Source organism: Streptomyces sp. NPDC043427, from assembly GCF_056436655.1.
On the sequence record NZ_JBWKCC010000034.1, the window covers coordinates 82,172 to 99,985 of the forward strand.

General features: G+C 68.5%; 18 protein-coding genes and 5 pseudogenes. 11 read left to right on the forward strand and 12 right to left on the reverse strand.

Annotated elements, in window-relative coordinates:
- Positions 1–38: 38 nt before the first annotated feature.
- The 3 genes from AC067M_RS37995 (at position 39) to AC067M_RS38005 (ending at position 2,920) form a co-directional block, all read left to right on the forward strand.
- Positions 39–1,136, forward strand: coding sequence for a type I phosphomannose isomerase catalytic subunit (locus AC067M_RS37995; RefSeq protein WP_478701575.1), 1,098 nt, complete (start codon positions 39–41; stop codon positions 1,134–1,136).
- Between the two features lie 84 nt (positions 1,137–1,220).
- Positions 1,221–2,057 carry an alpha/beta fold hydrolase gene (locus AC067M_RS38000; RefSeq protein WP_478701576.1) on the forward strand — a complete coding sequence of 279 codons (837 nt, stop codon included), beginning with the start codon at positions 1,221–1,223 and terminating at the stop codon, positions 2,055–2,057.
- Complete coding sequence (locus AC067M_RS38005) at positions 2,054–2,920, forward strand: sugar phosphate isomerase/epimerase family protein (protein WP_478701577.1); 867 nt, start codon at positions 2,054–2,056, stop codon at positions 2,918–2,920. Before AC067M_RS38000 ends, AC067M_RS38005 begins: the two co-directional genes overlap by 4 nt.
- A 195-nt stretch (positions 2,921–3,115) precedes the next feature.
- Here the strand turns inward: AC067M_RS38005 and AC067M_RS38010 are convergent, their stop codons facing one another.
- Positions 3,116–3,955 (reverse strand): RICIN domain-containing protein, encoded by an 840-nt coding sequence (locus tag AC067M_RS38010; protein WP_478701578.1) that lies wholly within the window; start codon positions 3,953–3,955, stop codon positions 3,116–3,118.
- Between the two features lie 135 nt (positions 3,956–4,090).
- Between AC067M_RS38010 and AC067M_RS38015 the strand changes: the two genes are divergently transcribed.
- Positions 4,091–4,345 carry a hypothetical protein gene (locus AC067M_RS38015; RefSeq protein ID WP_478701579.1) on the forward strand — a complete coding sequence of 85 codons (255 nt, stop codon included), beginning with the start codon at positions 4,091–4,093 and terminating at the stop codon, positions 4,343–4,345.
- Positions 4,346–4,870: 525 nt separating this feature from the next.
- Here AC067M_RS38015 and AC067M_RS38020 read toward each other — a convergent pair.
- Entirely contained in the window at positions 4,871–5,626 is a 756-nt protein-coding gene (locus tag AC067M_RS38020) for an IS6 family transposase (protein ID WP_478701606.1), read from the reverse strand.
- A gap of 235 nt (positions 5,627–5,861) precedes the next feature.
- Entirely contained in the window at positions 5,862–6,119 is a 258-nt protein-coding gene (locus AC067M_RS38025) for a hypothetical protein (RefSeq protein ID WP_478701580.1), read from the reverse strand.
- Positions 6,120–6,328: 209 nt separating this feature from the next.
- Between AC067M_RS38025 and AC067M_RS38030 the strand changes: the two genes are divergently transcribed.
- The 3 genes from AC067M_RS38030 (at position 6,329) to AC067M_RS38040 (ending at position 9,419) form a co-directional block, all read left to right on the forward strand.
- The gene (locus AC067M_RS38030; RefSeq protein WP_478701581.1) at positions 6,329–7,804 is read left to right on the forward strand and encodes an NF041680 family putative transposase; all 1,476 of its coding nucleotides are present in this window, start codon (positions 6,329–6,331) and stop codon (positions 7,802–7,804) included.
- Between the two features lie 67 nt (positions 7,805–7,871).
- The gene (locus AC067M_RS38035) at positions 7,872–8,165 is read left to right on the forward strand and encodes a hypothetical protein (protein ID WP_478701582.1); all 294 of its coding nucleotides are present in this window, start codon (positions 7,872–7,874) and stop codon (positions 8,163–8,165) included.
- 228 nt (positions 8,166–8,393) lie between these two features.
- Positions 8,394–9,419, forward strand: a complete 1,026-nt coding sequence (locus AC067M_RS38040) for a hypothetical protein (RefSeq protein WP_478701583.1) — start codon at positions 8,394–8,396, stop codon at positions 9,417–9,419.
- A 26-nt stretch (positions 9,420–9,445) separates the two neighbouring features.
- On the opposite strand, the pseudogene AC067M_RS38045 reads toward AC067M_RS38040, so the two are convergent.
- Positions 9,446–9,933: pseudogene (locus AC067M_RS38045) on the reverse strand (HAD domain-containing protein).
- Positions 9,930–10,127: pseudogene (locus AC067M_RS38050) on the reverse strand (IS256 family transposase); the annotation flags it as partial. The pseudogenes AC067M_RS38050 and AC067M_RS38045, both read right to left, overlap by 4 nt.
- A gap of 84 nt (positions 10,128–10,211) precedes the next feature.
- Here AC067M_RS38050 and AC067M_RS38055 point away from each other — a divergent pair.
- A pseudogene (locus AC067M_RS38055) lies at positions 10,212–11,332 on the forward strand (IS630 family transposase).
- Between the two features lie 152 nt (positions 11,333–11,484).
- On the opposite strand, the gene AC067M_RS38060 reads toward AC067M_RS38055, so the two are convergent.
- On the reverse strand, positions 11,485–11,862 hold the full coding sequence (locus tag AC067M_RS38060; RefSeq protein WP_279569481.1) for a nuclear transport factor 2 family protein: 378 nt from the start codon (positions 11,860–11,862) through the stop codon (positions 11,485–11,487).
- 123 nt (positions 11,863–11,985) lie between these two features.
- Positions 11,986–12,114 (reverse strand): annotated as a pseudogene (locus tag AC067M_RS38065) (IS701 family transposase); the annotation flags it as partial.
- Between the two features lie 145 nt (positions 12,115–12,259).
- Between AC067M_RS38065 and AC067M_RS38070 the strand changes: the two are divergent.
- Complete coding sequence (locus tag AC067M_RS38070) at positions 12,260–12,901, forward strand: hypothetical protein (RefSeq protein ID WP_478701584.1); 642 nt, start codon at positions 12,260–12,262, stop codon at positions 12,899–12,901.
- 40 nt (positions 12,902–12,941) lie between these two features.
- On the forward strand, positions 12,942–13,334 hold the full coding sequence (locus AC067M_RS38075; protein WP_478701585.1) for a RidA family protein: 393 nt from the start codon (positions 12,942–12,944) through the stop codon (positions 13,332–13,334).
- Positions 13,335–13,350: 16 nt separating this feature from the next.
- Here the strand turns inward: AC067M_RS38075 and AC067M_RS38080 are convergent.
- Together AC067M_RS38080 and AC067M_RS38085 are read right to left on the reverse strand one after the other, a co-directional pair.
- A pseudogene (locus tag AC067M_RS38080) lies at positions 13,351–13,722 on the reverse strand (transposase); the annotation flags it as partial.
- 8 nt (positions 13,723–13,730) lie between these two features.
- The gene (locus AC067M_RS38085; RefSeq protein WP_478701586.1) at positions 13,731–14,519 is read right to left on the reverse strand and encodes an IS6 family transposase; all 789 of its coding nucleotides are present in this window, start codon (positions 14,517–14,519) and stop codon (positions 13,731–13,733) included.
- Positions 14,520–14,741: 222 nt separating this feature from the next.
- Between AC067M_RS38085 and AC067M_RS38090 the strand changes: the two genes are divergently transcribed.
- Positions 14,742–15,884: an amidase domain-containing protein gene (locus AC067M_RS38090; RefSeq protein ID WP_478701587.1), complete on the forward strand. Its 1,143-nt coding sequence runs from the start codon at positions 14,742–14,744 to the stop codon at positions 15,882–15,884.
- A 508-nt stretch (positions 15,885–16,392) separates the two neighbouring features.
- On the opposite strand, the gene AC067M_RS38095 is transcribed toward AC067M_RS38090, so the two are convergent.
- The 3 genes from AC067M_RS38095 to AC067M_RS38105 form a co-directional block, all read right to left on the reverse strand.
- Positions 16,393–16,557: a DUF6207 family protein gene (locus AC067M_RS38095; RefSeq protein WP_478701588.1), complete on the reverse strand. Its 165-nt coding sequence runs from the start codon at positions 16,555–16,557 to the stop codon at positions 16,393–16,395.
- A 57-nt stretch (positions 16,558–16,614) separates the two neighbouring features.
- Positions 16,615–17,262, reverse strand: coding sequence for a hypothetical protein (locus AC067M_RS38100; RefSeq protein WP_478701589.1), 648 nt, complete (start codon positions 17,260–17,262; stop codon positions 16,615–16,617).
- Positions 17,263–17,455: 193 nt separating this feature from the next.
- Positions 17,456–17,782, reverse strand: a complete 327-nt coding sequence (locus tag AC067M_RS38105) for a hypothetical protein (RefSeq protein ID WP_478701590.1) — start codon at positions 17,780–17,782, stop codon at positions 17,456–17,458.
- Between the last annotated feature and the right edge of the window lie 32 nt (positions 17,783–17,814).

Here is a 17,814-nt window from a genome sequence, read left to right on the forward strand (position 1 = left end):
TCATTTTCTGACGCATCATCAGGAATTAGGAGCGACTCGTGGACTGGTACCCCTTGCGGCTGACCACCCCGGTCAAGCAGCACGTCTTCGGCGGCCGGGCACTCGCCGAACGGCTGGGTCGTACCGGCCTGCCCGACGGCCCGGTCGCCGAGACCTGGGAGGTCAGCGATGTGGACGGCGAGGGAGCGCGGGTCGCGGACGGCTCGCTGGCCGGACGCCCGCTGCGCCGGCTCGTCGAGGACCACCCCGACGAACTCGTGGGGCGCGGGTGGCGCGGCCCGCGATTCCCGGTGCTGACCAAGTTCATCGACGCCACCGGCGCCCTCCCGGTCCATCTTCACGCCGACGACGAAACGGCGCGCCGGCTGGAGGGCGAGCCCCACGGCAAGACCGAGGCGTGGCACGTCCTCGACGCGGCCCCGGGGGCCACCGCACTGGTGGGGGTGAAGGCCGGTGTGGACCGGGACACGCTGCACCGGGCCCTGCTCGCCCAGGACTTCGACGCGGTCATGCGCCGGCTTCCGGTGCGGGCCGGGCAGACCGTCTACGTACCCGGCGGCACCCTGCACAGTTTCGGCCCCGGCATCCTGGTCCACGAGATCGAGCAGACGTCCGACATCCAGCAGCACGCCATGCGCCGGCGCATGGAGGACGGCTCGGAACTGGACGACGAGGAGTGGCACAGCAACCTCGGGCGGCTCCTCGACGAGTGGCGTCCTGGAGCACGCCCCGAGTTCCACTCCGGCTTGAGCGTCCAGGTCGACGACGCGGTGGAGCGCACCGTGCTGTGCGCCGGCCCGTACTTCGCCCTGGAGCGGTGGCGGGCGGGCACCACAGCCCCGCTGGTGCACGACTTCTCCACCGCGCTGGTCGTCAGCAACGCCGGTGCCCCGGTCACCGTGGAGTCCGGTGGCCGGTCCGAGCGGCTCGGGCGCGCCCGGAGCCTGCTGCTGCCGGCCGCGCTGGGCCGCGTACGCATCCACGGGCCCGCCGATGTCCTCCTCGGCTACCTGCCCGACCTGAAGCAGGACATCCGCACGCCGCTGCTCGCGTCGGGGCACGGGGCCGCCGCCGTGGCCGCGCTCGGTGAGGGCCTTTCGCCGGTGCCGCCGGGGCCGGGCGCGGGGCGGCACTGAGACGAGCACTCCGGGAAACAACCCGGCGCCCCAGCGCTGACGCGTACACCGTGCGGCGCAACACACCCACGTCGAAGGAGAGCCATGGGCGACATCACCACCAGCGACGGCGTCACGATCCACTACGAGGACCAGGGCTGCGGCCCCCCTCTCGTCCTGATCCACGGCTGGGGGTTCAGCGGCCGCTTCTTCACCCGCAACCTGGACGCCCTCGCCGAACACGCCCGCGTCATCACCGTCGATCTGCGCGGTCACGGCGACTCCGGCAAACCCCGCCATGGCTACCGGGTGTCGAGGCTGGCCAAGGACCTGTTCGACCTCCTCGAAGCACTCGACCTGCGCGAGGTCACCGTCCTGGGCTGGTCACTGGGCTGCCCGGTCATCTGGAGCTATCTGGAACTGTTCGGCAGCCACCGCTTGGCCCGCGCGGTGTACGTCGAGCAGGCACCCCGCCAGTACTACGCACCGGACTGGAAGCACGCACACGCCACCTGCTACGACGAACCCTCCCTGGCCGCCCTGCAGACGCAGCTCACCTGCGATCCCCCGGCCTTCGACGAGGACCAGATCGACACCATCCTCGCCACCGAACCCACGCCGCAGGAACGGGAGTCGCTGTTGGCCGAGATGGCCAAGTCACCCCCGTACGCACGCAACGCGCTGATGGCCGACCACACCCGCCACGACTGGCGCGACCTGCTGCCCACGATCCGGTTGCCCAGCCTGGTCCTGGTGGCACGTCAGGACCAGGTGTTCCCCTGGCAGGGCCCGGCCTGGGTCGGCGAGGCGATCCCGGGTGCCCGGACCGTCTTCTTCGAGCACAGCGGCCACGCGCTCTTCTTCGACGAGCCGGAGAAGTTCCACCGGACGGTCACCGGCTTCCTGACCGACAGCAGGAACGACACGGAGGTACTCGTATGAACAGCCCCGCACCTCCGTTCGCCTTCCCCTACGGCGTCAACCAGTTCACCACCATGCCCTGGTCCTTCGAGGAGGACCTGACGCGCTACGCCGACCTCGGTGTCGAAGCGATCGAGCTGTGCGAGACCAAGCTCCACCACGACCATGACCTCGCCAAGGCGCAACTCGCCTCGGTCGCCGGTACGGGACTGCCGATCAGCTCGGTCCAGCCCGTCGTACGGACCGTGTTCCCCAGCGAGACCCAGCCGGACCCCGTCGGCCGGCGCGACCGGCTGGCCCGCTTCCGCCGCAGCATAGAGCTGATCGCACCGTTCGCCCCGGGTGCGGTCTTCGTCACCAACACCGGGCCGGCGCCCGACGGAAACCTGCACGAGGCGATCCACCATGTCGTCACCCATCACCGCGAACTGGCGGACATCGCCGCCGACCACGGCGTACGCATCGCGCTGGAGCCCCTCAACCCCGTCCTGCTGAACGCGGAGACCGCCATCTGGACCTACCGGCAGGCGCTCGACATCGTCCAGGAGGCCGACCGGGAGAACGTGGGCGTCTGCCTCGACCTGTGGAACCTGTGGCAGGATCCGGACCTCGTCCCCCGCCTCGCCGACGCTCCCGACCGCCTGTTCCTGCTCCAGGTCAGCGACTGGCGCACACCCCGCTCGCGGATGGACCGGCGCAGCGTCGGCACCGGCGACATCCCGGTGGGCCAATTGCTGCACGCCGCCCACGGTGTGGGCTACCGCGGCCCCTGCGTCCTGGAGATCTTCTCCGACAAGGTGCCGGACTCGCTCTACGAGACGGACCTGGACGATCTCCTGCGCGCCAACCGGACGGCCCTCGAGTCGGCCTGGCGAACCGGCTGAGCCCGGGCGCGAGCGGCCGTTCCCGACCTCAGCCCAGCGTCCGGGTCCTCGATCCTGGCGTGCCCATGCCGTTCTCCAGCGGCCGAAGGACCCGCCGCTACCGGGAGCCGAGCAACGCACCGAGGCAGCGGCACACCAGCGGCACCCGTCCCAGGCCGCTGGCCAGTCGTCAGCGGCCTGGGGGATCCGCAGCCGTCAGGATACGGGCGACGGTCGGGAACGGATCACGCCGGTACCAGCCGCCATTACTGGTTGGCGCCGTCGGCGGTGTACTGCACGGCCTTCGCCCCCGTCGCCGGTGTCCCAGCCGTACACGTCCGCCACGAGCCCGCTGTCGTGGCGGACGATGGTGCAGTACCTGTCGCCGGTCGGTCGCAGGTACCACTGCTGGTTGGTGCCGCCGGTGGATGTCCACTGCTGAAGCTGCAGCCCGACGGTCGAGGAGGAGCCGTTCACATCGAGCGCTTTGCCGCTGGGGACGTAGCTCAGTGTGTACGCGCCGCCGGGGGCGGTAGCCGCAGGCCTGAAGCGGCCCTGCGCAGTGCAGCGGGCCACGATTGCATCGCGTTCCACGGCCAGGAACTGGTGAACCTGGCGCACCTTGCGCGGCGGCAGGAACACCCGGCGGACTTTGCGCGGCTTGGCCACCGCCCCTGCCACCCTGAACTCCCCCGGCCCGCCCGGCGGGGGCACCTCAGGCACCAGCAGGCAGGCCCCCTCGCCCAGCCGCATCCCGCTGCGAACAAGACCATCGGCGAACAGAGCGTTGCGCTCACCATGCCGCCCCCGCCACGCCGGATCAGCGCCGCCTTCCGGCAACTCCCCACGGAGTCCCGCGTTCCGCCACAACAGGTAGTCCTCGAAGGACACGAACCGCAACGGCTCGTCCTGCGGATCTGACTCCACCTCGGCGTTCACGTGGACCCGGCGAGGGCCGGCCGGCGTCATCACCGTCTTGTCGACATACCGGAACGGAGCCCGCTTCAGCAGCCCTGCATCCAGTGACCACGCCACCCACTTGTCCAGCGCCGCCACCGCCCGGTTCCACGTCCCCACCGGCACAGCACCCGGCCCGCCACTCCACAACCGCACCCGCTCATAAGCCCGCAGGTCATCGGCGTCGCACGCCCAAATCGACTGCCATACCGCGACGTCTCCAGAAACCAGGCGGTGAGCAGCACGGTCGCCGGGTTACTCGCTCCGGCCCGGCACGGTCATCCGTGGACGGGCTGGTCGGTCTCCGCCGGGTGGGGCAGCCGGGTGACACTGGACGTCACGCGGGCGGAACCCGAGCTGGTGGTGGAAGTCGGCGTCGATGTCGCCCGTGATGCCTCCGGCCGGTGGCGCCACCCCGCAGGCCTGCACCGTGCCCGCCCCGTCCTTTCCCCTGCCGACGTCTCCCGCTGGACCTCGCCGCCGCGCTGACGGCGGCACAGGCGCGGCAGCCCCGGCCCACGCGCAACCGCGAGCGACGCCTCGGTCCCCGGCCGCGGCCGCGCCGCCCATCCCGCCCATCCCGCCCCTCCCTCATCCTCAACTCCAGCCAGGGCATGGGCGAAGGGGTGCGCAACGGGGATGTCAGCGGCCCGACCACGCCGTACGCCTGTAGTGACCTGGGCAGACTCCAGGGCGTTGCGGAGGCCGGCGCAACACCTACCGCAACACTTCGCGCAACATCTATCGCAACACCTAACTTGATCTTTAACCTTCGGCGTCGAATGGTGTGTCGAACTTGATCACTCGGTCCGGTAACTGCGGTACGTAGAAGCGGCCTTCGTCTGAACATGTGCTCCGACCAAGGAACACACACGTCCAGCACGAAGGCCGTGATGATGAGTCTGCTGCATCGCGATGCCCGGCAGGAGGCGTTGGCAGGGCGCTGTCACGTTGTTGGGTGGGTAGGTGTCTGATGGTGCGTCGCGGCGTGGTGAGCCCGGTTCCGGGCTGCGCTCAGGCCGCGGTGGCGAGGCCGGCGACTCCGGTGATCTGCTCCCAGATTGCGAAGCGGACGGTCATCTCGGCGCAGTAGTCGTGTGCGGGCAGCAGATGGCGGCGGGGCCGGAAGTGGGGCGAGATACCGCTGAATGCGGACAGGAACCGCTGGGCTGCGCCGGTGCTTCGGAAGCCTTTCATCGCGCGTTCGCGCTGCCTGGTTGGCTGGTGGCTGTTCTCGGCCCGGTTGTTCAGGTATTTCGACTGCCGGTGCTCGACGCAGGGCATGACCTCGCGGTGGGCCGCGCTGTAGGAGCGGAGCTTGTCGGTGACGACCACCCGCGGCACCGCGCCTGCCGTCTTGAGGAGTCGGCGGAAGAATCGCTTCGCCGCGGTCTTGTCCCGCCGGTTCTGCACCAGGATGTCCAGCACCATGCCGTCCTGGTCGACAGCCCGCCAGAGGTATTTCTGCGCGCCGTTGGTCTTGATGAAGACCTCGTCCAGGTGCCACTTGTCACCGGGCCGTGGCTGCCTGCGGCGCAGCGCGTTGGCGTAGGCCTGGCCGAACTTGCCGCACCAGCGTCGCACCGTCTCGTAGGAGACGACGATCCCGCGCTCGAGCATCAGCTCCTCGACCTCGCGGAACGACAGCGGGAAGCGGTGATACATCCACACACAGTGGGAGATGACCTCGACCGGGTACCGGTGACCTTTGTACGACGGCGACACGGCCCCCACGACAGCCCCCTCCAACACGATCAACCAGAAGATCATCCCACCAACGTGACAGCGCCCCTGGATGGGGTACATCCCTTGGATGTTGATCACGTCGTGGCCCTCGTGTCCCGGAATGCCGACGTCGATGCCCAGGTAGTCGTCTCTGTCGAGGACCAGCGGCGCGAACACGCAGAATGCCGTCATCTCTGACTCGGGCACGATGCGCTCACCGAAGTTGATCGTGCTGCCGCAACTGAATGGGCAGTTCCACGGAGCTGCTCGGCGAGGAAGCCTACGGCGGGGCCCAGATCACGTTGGTCGAGTTCACGCTGAGGCAGAGTTCCGGCGAGCCGTGCTGCCAATCGGGATGCTCCGCCAGCGACAAGCCGTAGGTGAGCGCCGTGAGAAGCCCGTCCGGCAGGTTGTCGTAAACGATCTCCGTCACGCCCCGCAGCCCCTGCTTGGTCGACTCGACAGGGAAGAAGCGGGGCTCCCTTCCTCCGGAAAGTCGATCAAGATGGGCGAGGTACTTCTCAACGCGACTGGCCATGTGTCCAGCCTGCACGATCGCTCACCGGCGCACGCCACCGGGGCCGTCACCAGTCACGCTCCGCAACAGGTCCACAGCTTGTCATTTAAGGTCCGGCGTCGAACGCGGCTCGAACTTGGTCGGCGTTTTCGCAGTTCAGCGGACGGGAGGACGGCCTCCGTCTGATCCTGTGCTCCGTCACAGAGTGGATCAGCGCGAAGGCCGTGGTCGTGAGTCTGGAGCATCAAGGCGTCCTGCGGGATGCGTTCGCGGAAGTCTCACGCTTCCGGACGGAGTCGTACGCGTGTCTGACCGCCCGGGGCGACGCGTTGTTCGAGTTATGCGACGCCCTGCTGTGCACCGACGGGCCGGTGCGGACGCTGGTCGACCTGGCGCTCGCGCCGGAACACCGTCGTGGGCACGGGGCTTTGTACGGCGGACTCAACCACGGACGGATCGACGTCGTCCGACTGCGTCGGGCCCTGGTCGAGGTGCCGTTGCCGAGGGCAGCGGACGGTCGTCTCGTGCTGGCGGTGGATGTCTCGCCGTGGCTGCGTCCAGACGCCAACACGTGTGCTGACCGGGCCTTTTGCCACACGTTCGGCCGGGGTGAGGGCAAGCACCAGATGGTGCCGGGCTGGCCGTACTCGGTGGTCGCTGCGTTGGAGACCGGCCGCACGTCCTGGACGGCGGTGTTGGACGCGGTCCGCCTGGAGCCAGGAGCCGATGTCGCCGCGGTGACCACGGTGCAGGTCCGCGAGGTCGTCGAGCGGCTGGTCGCCGCCGGCCAGTGGCGGCCGGGTGACCCCGAGGTCCTGGTCGTGTTGGACGCGGGATACGACGCTCCGCGCATTGCCCACCTGCTCGCCGGGCTGCCGGTCGAGATCCTCGGCCGGCTCCGCTCAGATCGGGTGATGCGGCGTCCGACACCCTCCCGCAAAGAGTTCAGCCTGGCCAACCCCAAGGGTGGCCGACCGCCCAAGCACGGCGGCGAGTTCATCTTCGGCGACCCCGCAACCTGGGGCGCCGAGCAGGCCGTGACGGCCACGGACACGCGACTTTATGGGAAGGCGACCGCGCAGGCGTGGGACCGGCTGCATCCGCGGCTGACCCGACGGGCGGCATGGCTCGGCCATGAGGGGCCGCTGCCCGTCATCGAGGGCACCGTCATCCGCCTGGCCGTGGAGAAGCTGCCCAGTGGTGGGGTCAACAAGCCGGTATGGCTGTGGTGGTCGGGCACCGGCGCCACTGAAGCGGACGTCGACCGCTGCTGGCAGTCCTTCCTCCGCCGCTTCGACCTGGAGCACACCTTTCGCCTGTTCAAGCAGACACTCGGGTGGACCAAGCCCCGGCTTCGCAGCTCCGAGGCCGCCGACCGGTGGACGTGGCTGGTGATCGTCGCCTTCGCCCAGCTCCGCCTCGCCCGCCCGCTGGCCACCGACCTTCGTCGGCCCTGGGAGAAGCCGACCCCGCCAAACAAGCTCACGCCCGCCCGGGTCCGCAGAGGGTTCAGAAACCTGCGCACAAAGACCGGCTCCCCGGCTGGTGCACCGAAACCTTCCCGCCCGGGTCCGGGCCGGCCACCAGGATCGAAGAACCAGCGATCGGCACCCCGCCACGACGTCGGGCGGGTTGTCGCCACCGGTGAGGCATACGCCCGGCCAGCCCACCACAAGGTCGGCACCAAACCCCGCCGCGGCGCCTGAACTTCCGCCTGCGCGACCCTCCAGGAAGCCCACAAGGTTGGATAGCCCCATGGTGCGACGAGAGCGCGTGACGAAGAGACGGCCTCCCTTCGGCATGCCGAGAAGCATCGTCCTCCTGGCGACACAGGAAGGCTGGCGCCACAGTGTCCTCACCGAGGAAGGCGGGATGCTCTGCGGACGCCTTGCCGACGTGGCGGCCAACACCGACCCAGCCGAGGCACAGGCCGCCGTGGCTGCCATGGTGGTGGGACTCGCACACGACTTCCACGAAGCTGACGTCGATGTGACCTGGGATCCGCCCCGGGAACCCGGGTCCTGGACAGCTCAGGTCACCGTTGCCACGACCCCACCGAGCGCCTGAAGTTAAACGACAAGCACAGAAGTTGTGCCAGAACCGCTGACCGTGAACAAAGCCAGGCGACGAACCGCGCGCGTGGACGGACATCCACGCGGCGATCGTGGACCTGCTCGCGGGGCATCTGCCGGCAACGGACCGGCGGTAGCGCTCTCCCGGGTGGCGCCCGTGCCGGGGCTCTTCGTGGGGCGGCCACGAGGGCCGTTGTCAGAGGCGATTGGCAAGATTGCGGCCATGAATGTCACTCCTGTCACTCCGCCACGGCCGATCGACGTTGCCGCGGTCTTTCCCCAACTGGCTCCGCTGGCCCGCACGGCGACCCGCCTGCACCCCCGCCCTGGGGCGCCGACGTGGCACGACAGCTCGATCGGCGGGCCGCTGCTGTGGCCCGCTGAGGAGCCGTGGCCGCACTGTGAGGAACCGCATGTGGTGGATGGCATCAACCCAGCCCAGTCCCCGGCGGATCTGCGGCTGGAACGACAGATCTTCGCCGCCTCGCACGGCCGGGACCTGACTCCGGAGGAACGGGAGACTCTCGAGCGGATCCGGCCCCCTCGGACGTATCCGGTGCGGCTGGCGGTCCAGTCGTACGACGGCCCCATAGCGATGCTGCCCGTCGCGCAGCTGTACGTACGGGATGTGCCCGATCTGAGCCCGCCGGAGGGTAAGGACCTGCTGCAAGTTGTGTGGTGCCCCTTCGATCATCCGATCATGCCCAGGACCCTGCTCTTCTGGCGTTCCGCAGCCGCCGTCACCGACATCCTCGACACGCCCCCCGAGCCGCCCGCAGTGCAGTTCGACGGCTATCTACCGGAACCGTGCGTGCTCGAACCGGAGCAGATCACCGAGTACCCCGACCATCTGGAGCTGAGCGAAGAACTGCAGGAGCAGCTCAAGCAGTGGAGTGTGCCGCATGCAGCAGAGGAAGACATGGACCCGGACACGTACTACGACTGTGTGCTGTCCAACGCACCCGGCTGGAAGGTCGGCGGCTGGCCCGCTTGGGACTCCACCGACCCCAGCCCGCAGCCCTGCTCCGAGTGCGGCACCGGCATGGAGGTCCTGATGACCGTCGCCACGTTCGAGGAAGGAGACGACTCCGGGAACAGCTGGTCTCCGTACCCCCACCCAGGTGCTGGACCGTACCCCGGCCACCGCGGCTACAACGCGACCGGGGTCCAGATAGGCAGCGGCTACCGGCAGCATCTGTTCGTCTGCCCGGCGAAGCCCGAGCATCCGCACATCGAGTTGATGACGTAGCCCGTCCGCAGTGTGCAGCCGGGGCGTCACGGTGCGGGCATGCCGTGACGCCGGGTGGCCGCGAGGCTCAGGGTGCCTACCTGGGGCCCGACATCCGAGAAGGAAGCAGGCCATCCCTGACACGACCGCGAGGCATCGCCCCAGGTTGAGCGCGTCCCGGTGAGCTCGCCGGTCGGTAAAGCCGCGCACGCGACGAGGGTTCGGGTCTTCCAATGGAGCCCGAACCACTGGTCTTCGCGTTCGTGGGTGGCTGAGGGCTCTGGCCAGTTCACGACCGGCAACTGCGGCAGGCCGAGTCGCGGTGCCAGCTCGATATTGGCCTCTTCCTCCCAGGTGGTGGCCCAGACCAGGTCGCACGGCAGCGCCGCGAGCTGCGGCCCGATCACGGGTTGAGCCGCGCCAGGTGCGAGTTGGATGCGGTGCCCGCGAGATCGCGCTGCGGGTCGTCACCGAACGGCAGGAGCGGCCCGTCCACGTCCAGGAAGAGCAGTGGGCGGTTCCCGTGCCTGGTCATGCTGCGCTCACCTCGGGACGCTCGACGAGGTAGCCGTTGTGGAATGTGGCGCCGTTGCGAACGAGGGCGACGAGGTGGGGTGCGGTGATCGCGCGCCAGCGGGTCTGGGCGGACTCGGTGAGCTTGAACACCATGGCCAGGGCCGCTGCGGGGCTGCCAGCTCCGCGGGTGACCCGGGTCCTCAACTTGACGGTGTTCTGTGACCGCATAGGTTCGCCGGGTTGGTCGTCGTGGCGGTTGGATGTGCGGTGACGTCCGATCCGACCGCTGGAGGCGCGGTGGCCGAGCCTGTCCGTGTGCGCAGACTGACCGACCAGGAGGGGCAGCGGCTGCAGCAGATCGTGCGCCGGGGCAGCACCAACTCGGTGCGCTATCGGCGCGCGATGATGCTGCTGGCCTCGGCCGGCGGGAATCGGGTGCCGGTGATCGCCCAGCTGGTGGCGGCCGACGAGGACACCGTGCGCGATGTGATCCACCGGTTCAACGAGATCGGCCTGGCCTGCCTGGACCCTCGGTGGGCGGGAGGCCGTCCCCGCCTGCTCAGCGATGACGACGAGGACTTCGTCATCCAGACGGCCACCACCCGCCCCACCAAGCTCGGCCAGCCTTTCACTCGCTGGTCGCTACGCAAACTCGTCGCCTACCTGCGCACAGTCCACGGCCGAGTGATCCGTATCGGCCGCGAGGCGTTACGCGGCCTGCTCGCCCGCCGTGGAGTCACCTTCCAGCGCACCAAGACCTGGAAGGAATCAACCGACCCCGACCGCGAGGCGAAGCTGGACCGGATCGAGCACGTCCTGGACCGTTTCCCCGACCGGGTCTTCGCGTTCGACGAGTTCGGCCCACTCGGGATCCGGCCCACCGCAGGCTCGGGCTGGGCCGAACGGAAACACTCCGACCGGGTGCCGGCCACCTACCACCGCACCCATGGAGTCCGGTACTTCCACGGCTGCTACTCGGTCGGCGACGACATGTTGTGGGGCGTCAACCGCCGCAAGAAAGGTGCCGCGAACACGCTGGCCGCGCTCAAGTCGATCCGCGCTGCCCGGCCAGACGGCGCCCCCATCTACGTGATCCTGGACAACCTGTCCGCCCACAAAGGCACCGACATCCGCCGCTGGCTACAAAGCACAAGGTCGAGCTGTGCTTCACCCCGACCTACGCCTCTTGGGCCAACCCCATCGAGGCCCACTTCGGACCGCTGAGGCAGTTCACCATCGCCAACTCCAACCACCCCAACCACCCCGTGCAGACACGAGCCCTGCACGCCTATCTACGCTGGCGCAACGCCAACGCCCGCCACCGCGAGGTCCTGGCCGCCGAACGCAAGGAACGCGCCCGCATCCGAAGCGAGAAGGGCATCCGCTGGGGCGGACGCCCCCTCAACACCGCAGCCTGACCAACCGCGAACTTACACAGCCACAGCGCATCATCGGTCCGCTCGTGGCCAAGCGCGGACGACCGAAGCCTTGTGAAGATGATCTCGGCTGGGCAGACCCGGAGCCCCGAACGGGCCGGTTCAGGAGAAGGACGGCGCCAGAGGAGAATGACTCAGGAGGCGGACGGCTCGATCTGCCCCGCGAAGACGATGACCTGGTCGATGAGGCTCCGCCGCAGATGGACGACGTCCGTTCCCGCCAGGCGGGGGCCTCCATCCGGCGTCGTGAAGACCCACTGGTACCGGGCCCACTCGTCCGGCATGTCCACCGCCGAACAGCGCACCATCGTGCCGGTCCCCGCGGGGTGGCGCCGGATGTCCAGCACGAACCGCTCGACCGCCTCGATCCCCTCACTGCGGCCCAACGGTCCCCAGAAGACCACGTCCGAGGTTAGGGCCTGGGAGAGCAGCGCAGTCACATAGCTGTCGTCCGAGGCGTTGAACGCGGAGATGAACGTGTCGATCGCGGACCGCGCGGTCTCTTCCTGCATGCACCAGTAATACCAGTCGCCTTGCGGACCGCGCTCGTCCCGTGAGCCGTCTCCCGACCACGGTGAACCATCCCGGTCACAGCACCAGTAGGACTCCGTTAGGTTGCTCTGGCTCTTGAGTTCGTCCAGCATCAGCCCCCGCAGATAGCAGTCACCCTTCGCCCGCTGATCCTTGCGCGGCACCGACGCGAACACATCAGCTACGAATAACGCCAACTTCGCCCGAGCACGGTTCACTTCATGTGCGTCCACACCCCCAACATGCCCCCAAACAGGACCGCGAGACAGACCTGACGGAGTCCTACCAGTGCTCTGACGGCATACCTTCGCCGGGGTGAGCGGGTGTGGGGCCATTAATGCCGGCTACCTGGCCGAGCCATCTGCCTATGCTCGGCTCGTGCAGCCGCTTTCCGACCGCAGCAATCCGTTGATCACGGCGTTCCCAGCCGAGCTTGCAAGCGATGCCGAGGCAGTCCTGGCGGTGATGCCTGATTCTCGGCTCCAGCCGCATGCCTCGTTCTCGGTCGCTGTAGAGGGCCAGCAGGTTTTGATCCCCGGGCGCCTCTACAACGACGAGCCGCCAACTGACACGGTGGCGTCGCTTTCGTCGCGCCAACAACAGCTTCTGCACTGCCTGTACTCAAGGCACTGCGACGGGGTGGTCAGGCAGCGTCACCTGGAGAAAGTCGTTGGTTCCACGGACCCATGGCTCGTCCCCTTCGTCGTGCAGCTGGTTGGCGAGTACGTCTTGGAGATCCTGGTCGTCATCTGTGATGAGCTCCGTGTTCTAGCCACGCCCGGCACCTGCGGACACCTCGCCTACGGGCAGTTCATCGTGGACAACCCGGCCTTCTTCGCGCGCACTCAACGACGGGTCGTGAGCTACTGGAACTGCTACTACCGGGGCACCTACGCGAGTTTTCAGGGGTACCCGGGGTGCACTCTCCTTGACCTCCTACGGTCCTCCGCCTCCGACAGAGCAGGACATCCCTGGCCCAACCTCGCTCCAGCAGGCTCCAGGGTGGACGGCTACTGCTAGGGCGCGTATCGAAAGCGCTGCGCTCTGAGAGCATGGCGTGATGGAACCTGTTCGACGGATGGTCAGTTCTGGCTCACCGCTTGAGCCTCAAATCGGATTTTCCCGGGCGATCCGCAAAGGGAAGCATGTCGCGGTTGCCGGCACCGCGCCCATCGGGAACGACGGGACGACGGTGGGGCAAGGTGACGTCTATGCGCAGACTGTGAGGTGCCTGGATATCGCCGAGGCCGCGCTGAAGGAAGCCGGGGCGTCGCTGGAGGATGTCATGCGGACCCGCATCATGCTCACGGACGTGACTCGATGGAAGGAAGCAGCGCGAGCGCACGGAGAGCGGTTCGCATCAGTCCGTCCAGCCTGCACCTTTGTCGAAGTATCGCGTTTTATTGACGCCGACTGGCTCGTGGAGCTAGAGCTCGACGCCATCGTCGACTAACTCGTGAAAGTGCTGGTCACAGCCACTCGTTGATGGCCGCGACGAGGACGGTCGCCTCGTAGCGTACCGCGAGCTTGTCGTACCGCGTCGCCACGGCGCGGTGCCTCTTGAGGCGGTTAATGCCGCACTCGACCGCGTGCCGTTCGCGGTAGTCGGCCTTGTCGAACTTCGGCGGCCGGCAGCCGCGGGAGCCGCGCTTCTTGCGGTTGCGGGCCTGGTCGGCCTTGTCGGGGATGGTGCAGCGGATGCCGCGCCGGCGCAGGTAGGCGCGGTTCTTGCGGGAGGCGTATTCCTTGTCGGCGCGCACCCGCCGGGGCCGGGTGCGCGGTCGGCCCGGGCCCAGCCGGGGGACCCGGATGCGGTCCAGAACGGCCTCGAACTGCGGAGAGGGCGCTGTCACGTTGTTGGGTGGGTAGGTGTCTGATGGTGCGTCGTGGCGTGGTGGAGCCCGGTTCCGGGCTGTGCCCAGGCCGTGGTGGAGAGGCCGGCGGCGCCGGTGATCTGCTCCCAGATCGCGAAGCGGACGGTCATCTCGGCCCGGTAGTCGTGTGCGGCCATCAGATGACGGCGGGGCCGGAAGTGGGGTGCGATGCCGCTGAACGCGGACAGGAACCGCTGGGCTCCGCCCGCGGAGCGGAAGCCTTTCATCGCCCGTTCGCGTTGCCTGGTTGGCTGGTGGCTGTTCTCGGCCCGGTTGTTGAGGTACTTCGACTGTCGGTGCTCGATGGAGGGCATGACCTCGCGGTGGGCGGCGCCGTAGGAGCGGAGCTTGTCTGTGACGATCACCCGCGGCGGCGTGCGGGTCTTCTTCATCAGCCTGCGGAAGAAGCGTCTGGCCGCGGCCTTGTCCCGGCGGTTCTGCACGAGGATGTCGAGGACGTTGCCGTCCTGGTCGACGGCCCGCCACAGGTACTGCAACCGCCCGTTGATCTTTATGAAGACCTCGTCCAGGTGCCACTTGCCCCCGGACTGGGGCTGCCGGCGGCGCAGGGCGCCTGCGTAGGTCTGCCCGAACTTGCCGCACCAGCGGCGGACCGTCTCGTAGGAGACGACGATCCCGCGCTCGAGCATGAGCTCCTCGACCTCGCGGAATGACAGCGGGAAGCGGTGGTATAGCCACACGCAGTGGGAGATGACCTCGACCGGGTACCGGTGCCCCTTGTACGAAAGCGACGCGCTCCCCACGGACGACCCTTCCCAGGCTGATCAACCCAAAGATCATCCCACCGGTCAGCCAACGTGACAGTGCCCGGCGGGGACGGCGGGCTGTCGGCACCCTAACGCCCGGCGCTTGACGTGCGAGTCTCGTCAACCGGCCGACCGCGGTGGCGTGTTCGCGAAAGTTGAGGAGGACATGTAAAGATGCCCTCGCCCGGTGTCCGACCAACCCGGGCAAGGAGAATCCCAGTGAGATCAAGAATGCTGCGCCGCGGCTGTCCGGCCGCGGTGGCGGTGGCCGTCTCCACAGCGCTGCTGCCCCTGTCGGCCGCGCACGCCGCCGCACCGGCACCCACCGTGAACCGGGCGACCGTCGACGCCTTCGGCCGCGTCGCCGACGCCGTGTTCACGGACCGCACGAACGCTCTGCTGGACCACGGCCGGACGGCGCGCACGGCGGTGAAGCCCGTGGGCGGGGTGCACCTGACCGCAGGCCTGGCCCGCACCGAGGACCGGGCCCTGTCCGCCCTGCACGGCACCCGCTCCCGCCTCGCCGCGCTGGACGAGGCCTACACGGCCGCCGACTCCCGGGTGACGGTCGACTCGACCCGGATACGGGGGCGAAAGGCGACGGTCTCCGTCACGGAGACCACCGTACTGACGTACAAGAGGGTCCGAGGTGACGAGCCGCCGACGACGGGCTTCACGGCGCACCACGACCTCACCTTCACCGCGCAGCCGGACGGCACCTGGAAGTTGTCGGGCATCCGGCTGACGGACAGTGGGCCCCGCCCGGTGAACGAGCCCGCGCCGGCCGCCGCGTCGGTGCCGGTACGGCCGGGCGCTGTCATCGACGCTCCCCGTGCGTCCACCGCCTACCCCGCGCCGGCCAAGCCCAAGAAGCTCACCGGCCGCGCGTACGACTACAACGCGATGGCCCAGTACGCCGAGAAGTACTGGAAGAACTACAACCCGTCCTACCGGAGCTTCGCCCGGGCCCGGGGAGGCGGCGACTGCACCAACTTCCTGAGCCAGTCCCTGAACGCGGGTGGCTGGAAGAAGATCAACAGCTCCCGCGAGTCCTACGGGACCTGGTGGTACGGCTCGAGGGACCAGTCCGACACCTGGGTGGGCGTCAACGAGTGGTCCTGGTTCGCCCAGACGGCCAAGCGGACGACCGCGCTGAAATACGCCTACCAGATGGACAAGGGTGACGTCCTCCAGATGGACTTCAACCGGGACGGGGAGAAGGATCACACCCTGATGACCACGTACCGGGGCTCCACCGGTGTCCCGTACCTCACCTACCACTCCCTGGACACCTACCGACGGTCGTTGCCCAGCATCGTGGCGTCCAACCCGAACTCGTTCTACTACGCCTACCGCACCTGAGCGGCAGCCCAGCGCCGGTCCGTACTACGGGACGCGGCGACCTCGGCCCGGCCGAGGCACGAGCAGTGCCGGCGGCCGAAGGCCAACGAATGGTTCATCGGCGAAGGGCGCTTGAGGACGTACCTGGCTGGGCTGAACGCCATCGGGAAGCTCGGGCACGACGCGTACGCCGAAACTCTGCCTCACGTTGAGGCCCTCGGCTACTGAGCCAAGCCGAACCCGAGAGCGACCGCAGTGCGCAAGGTGGGTCCACGGACTCTCCGCGCACTGCGGCCAACGTACGTTCGGCGACTTCACCCGGGCGCGACCTGGGGCAGCGCCGCAAGCCGACATGGGGGCGGGACGACGGGCTACCGTAGCCCCAGGTAGTCCGACGCCACCCGGCACCCCATGAAGAACCCCTCGAAAGCGGACCAGGACGGGAAGTGATCAGCCCGCCCATCCTCCGACGTGCGGCATGGGTGACGGCCGATGGAATTACGAGGACGGCCAGCGTCCGGCCGCCGGCCTACGCGTCGGGCGCCTCGTGCAGGTTCAGGAAGCAGCACAGCCGCACACCGGGCTCGCCAGGCTCCCGGGTCGTACGGTCCGTCGGCGCGATCGCGCACCGCGCGGCGAGCAACTCCTGGACCGCGAGCGCGGTCTCGTCATCGGCCGCCGCGATCTCCACCACAGGCTGCTCTGAGTCCTGACAGGGGCGGTACGGTGGAAGGAGTGCGCCGCGGCGCTGTCAGGCATCAGCCGGTGCAGGCTGCTGCTTACCCTGGCCGGCCTGTTCCGGGGCGTCAGGAGCGGTGTAGAAGACGGATGCACCCTGCTTGGTGCGCTGAGCCTGGCTCTTGGCCACCAGTCCCTCGATCGTGGTGCGCACAACGTTCGCCTTGATACCGCGTTCGGGATGGGCCTGACCGAGGGCCGCAGCGACCTCCGCGGCCGAACGCGGTTCGCTCTGCTCCGCGAGATGGCGACGGACCAAGTCGACCAGCGTCGGCTGCGCCGCCTTCATCGGCGCGGCGGACTTTCCTCCGCTCTTACGGGCAGTCGGCTTGTCAGCCGTGGCGCGACGGGGCCCGGCGGCGGCCTTCTTCGTCCGTTGCCGCCTGCCGCTCGCGATCTGCCCGGCGGGCTCCTCGCGAGGGGCGGGCACCGCAGCGCTGTCGGATCCGGCCGCACGTTCAGCGGGAGCCGGTGCCGCATCGATCGCACGCTGAATGCTGACCAGCACTGTGTGGTCACGCTGGAGGGCGGCCAACTTCTCCTGCAGCACAGCGATTTCACCGCCGATGCGTTCTTGTTCCTTGGCGTTGTGTTCGAGGTCGGCGGTCACTTGAGCGGTGTACTGCGTTGTCAGTTCGGTGATGGAGGTGTTCTCAGACATTTGGCGCACAACCTTTCTCGGTTCAGGGCAAACGCGCAGAGCCTGCAAGCAGGTGTGCTTTACGGCCTGATGTGTCCGGGACGGTGGAACTGAACCCCCCGAGCAAAGACCTGCCCGTAGATGGTACGGACAAGCGGAGCAAGTTGTTCTCCTAGACTCTGCCTGTTGATCTTCCCTCAACCTAGGGTAGGCCTCAGGCGGGCCTGCGGACGGTGAGACGGGGGAGCGCGTACTGCGACGGCTGCTGCCAGACCACCTCATCGGCCTCCCGGTTGTGATGCCGGGAAGTCAGCGCGCGGACAGCCACCAGCCGGTCCAGCATTTCTCCGGTCTGCTGAGGGGAATGCCCGCACAGGCGGGCGAGGACGTCCATGTCCGTGCCGTGGCCGCCAACACCTGAGTCGTGCACCGTCAGCACAAGGGCAGCCAGCCGCAGGTCGGTCGGTGCACTGGTCGGTGGGGCCGGCGCAGGGCAGAGAAGCGCGTGTTCGAGCCGCTCCGCCGCCTGGTGCCCAGACACCGCAGATCAGTGCACGATCGCCGCGGCCGGCG